The 2465-nt window shown below is 67.5% G+C and carries 3 protein-coding genes and 1 pseudogene; 2 read left to right on the top strand and 2 right to left on the bottom strand.

All coding sequences use genetic code 11. From position 1 onward, the window contains the following. Window positions 1-1058, bottom strand: a 1058-nt coding sequence (gene ychF / locus V7D28_RS14860; protein WP_333588158.1) for a redox-regulated ATPase YchF, incomplete at its 3' end; no start/stop codon positions are given. 191 nt (window positions 1059-1249) lie between these two features. Here ychF and V7D28_RS14855 point away from each other — a divergent pair. Both V7D28_RS14855 and V7D28_RS14850 read left to right on the top strand, forming a co-directional pair. Further along, complete coding sequence (locus V7D28_RS14855; protein ID WP_333588157.1) at window positions 1250-1522, top strand: hypothetical protein; 273 nt, start codon at window positions 1250-1252, stop codon at window positions 1520-1522. Continuing rightward, window positions 1519-2214, top strand: a complete 696-nt coding sequence (locus tag V7D28_RS14850; RefSeq protein WP_333588156.1) for a hypothetical protein — start codon at window positions 1519-1521, stop codon at window positions 2212-2214. The genes V7D28_RS14855 and V7D28_RS14850 overlap by 4 nt, the downstream gene beginning before the upstream one ends. 7 nt (window positions 2215-2221) lie before the next feature. Here V7D28_RS14850 and V7D28_RS14845 read toward each other — a convergent pair. Beyond that, a pseudogene (locus V7D28_RS14845) lies at window positions 2222-2465 on the bottom strand (hypothetical protein); the annotation flags it as partial.

The following is a 2465-nucleotide window of genomic DNA, read 5'->3' as shown; positions in this document are numbered from 1 at the left end:
ACGACATACTCCTTGCCTTCCGAGCGCAGCTTGCCGGCGTCGCGCGCCCCGGCCTCGCCGCCGAGCTTCACATAGTCCTCATAGGCGATGGTCTCGGCCCGGATGAAGCCCTTCTCGAAGTCGGTGTGGATCACGCCGGCCGCCTGCGGGGCGGTGTCGCCCTTGTGGATGGTCCAGGCGCGGGCCTCCTTCGGCCCCACGGTGAAGTAGGTCTGCAGGCCGAGCAGGTGGTAGGCCTCGCGGATCAGCTTGTTGAGGCCGGGCTCGGCCAGGCCCAGGGTCTCCAGGAACTCGCCGCGCTCCTCGGGATCGAGGAGGGCGATCTCGCTCTCGATCTTGGCCGAGATGACCACGCTGTCGGCGCCGTCCTTGCGGGCGCGCTCCTCGACCTGGCGGGACAGCTCGTTGCCGGTGGCGGCGGAGCCCTCGTCCACATTGGCCACGTAGAGGGCGGGCTTGGAGGTGAGCAGCTGGAGCATGCGCCAGGCCTTCTCGTCCTCGGGCGCGATCTTGGCGACGCGGGCCGGGCGGCCCTCGTTGAGCTCGGCCAGGGCGACCTGCACGAGGCGCAGGGTCTGGGCGCTCTCCTTGTCGCCGGTCTTGGCGCGCTTCTCGAGGTTCACCACCCGCTTCTCGAGGCTCTCCATGTCGGCCAGCATCAGCTCGGTCTCGATGGTGTCGAGGTCGGCCAGCGGGTCGACCCGGCCCTCCACGTGGGTGATGTCGTCGTCGATGAAGCAGCGGGCGACGAAGGCGACGGCGTCGCAGTCGCGGATGTTGGCCAGGAACTGGTTGCCCAGCCCTTCGCCCTTCGAGGCGCCACGCACGAGGCCCGCCACGTCCACGAAGTTGATGCGGGCCGGGATGATCTCCTTCGAGGGGATGATCGCGGCGAGCTTCTCCAGGCGCGGCTCGGGCACGGCCACGTCGCCGACGTTGGGCTCGATGGTGCAGAACGGATAGTTCGCGGCCTGGGCCGCGGCGGTCTGGGTGAGCGCGTTGAACAGGGTCGACTTGCCCACGTTGGGCAGGCCGACGATGGCGACTTTCAGGGCCATGGGGCGGTGCGGTTCCTCTAAGAGCGGCGGGACCTACCACGGCGAGGGCGCAGGGACAAAGGGACGTGTCCTCCTGAAGGGCCGCATGCGCGCTGGGGCGTACGACGATCCGCCGAGGCGTTCTGTGTTCGTATTTCGTTCTCATTTTAGCCAAGCTGGGCCATTGTAAGCGCCTGATGGGAGGAGATGGCATGGCTGTGAAGTTCGACGGTTGCGCGGTCTGGACGCCTCGCAGGGAGCTGCTGGAGGCTAAGGGGCCGGGTTACGCGAGTCTCTTCTCGGCAGCCTTCAATTCGACGTTCGCCAATCGGCTCGCGGACAAGCGCGACGATCAGGCCGGGCGGCAGCGGGAAGCTTCGCAGGGCCGTCCTATCGACTGGCACGTCGCCGAGCGTGGCGCGGTGGAGCACTTCCGGAAGGTCGGCGTTCCGCCGATCCGCGTCATCTACACGGCGCCCAGATGACTCCACAGCTCCGGTTCGCTCAGGAGGAGAACCACTTCGATCGCGAGTTCATCTTCGGCTGGCCGGGTCGCGGCGAGACCGCGCGCAGCGTGGCAGACCGCGTCCTGAAGACGGCCGATCTGCTTTCTGCAGTCGAGCCGATCTGGGCCGATGTCCGGCCGGTGCTGGCGTCGAGGCCCTTCCGATCGGGAGACCCCGGATTCGTGAGGGAAATGTCGCCCGAAGCGCTGGCAGATCTGATCGATCGGAAGGGACGACCTGATCCGCCGAAGGCGCCGAAGCCCGTGAGCAGATGGGGCTATTCCATCAGCTTCCACACAAATCGGCCAGGTGTGGATCCCATGAGCTTCGGCATGTCCGTTCATGCCGGAAACACGGTGGAGAACGGCGCGAATATGGTGAGGCTGGGCTTCCCCCTGGCGAGCCCCGTCTGGCGCGATCAGGATATGGCCGTTTCCGTGATGCAAGCCGGGATCGCGGCCTGGGACGCCGAATGGGCCTGGGCGCGTGCGTTCATTTCCATCTTTGATGGGCCGTATTGGCGAAGACCCTGGATGACGTGGTTCAGGCAACCACAACGGCCCCCGCCTTCGCTGGTCATGGAGTATCCGGCCGACTACCCGCCGGATTTCGATCTGCGCCCCCATGAGACAACGGCGACGTGGGGCGGGGTGCTGAAGATCTGGCCGTGAGCCGGCGTCAATGCGGCCAGCGGCTGGTGAGGAGCTCGGCCTTGCCGTCCTTCCACTTCACCTCGAGCGCCGGGTCCTTCGGCTGGCCCTGCGCGAAGAGCTCGTAGATGACGGTCCCGTCGGTCTGCCGGCTCTCGATGACGCGGACCGGCTCGGCGCGGCCGGCGGCGGCGCGGACCGGGGCGGGGGCCGTGCTCCAGGCGATGTCGCGCTGGATCTCCACCACCTCCCAGCCCTGCGAGGTCTGCAGC

The sequence above is a fragment of the Phenylobacterium sp. genome (assembly GCF_036723115.1).
In the GTDB taxonomy this organism is placed as follows: Bacteria; Pseudomonadota; Alphaproteobacteria; order Caulobacterales; family Caulobacteraceae; genus Phenylobacterium.
This window is presented reverse-complemented; position numbering and strand designations above follow the sequence as displayed.

Bases quoted from the DNA above. Each gene is read 5' to 3' on its own strand.
- V7D28_RS14850 (WP_333588156.1), top strand. From the start codon at position 1,519: ATGACTCCACAGCTCCGGTTCGCTCAGGAGGAGAACCACTTCGATCGC.
- V7D28_RS14855 (WP_333588157.1), top strand. From the start codon at position 1,250: ATGGCTGTGAAGTTCGACGGTTGCGCGGTCTGGACGCCTCGCAGGGAG.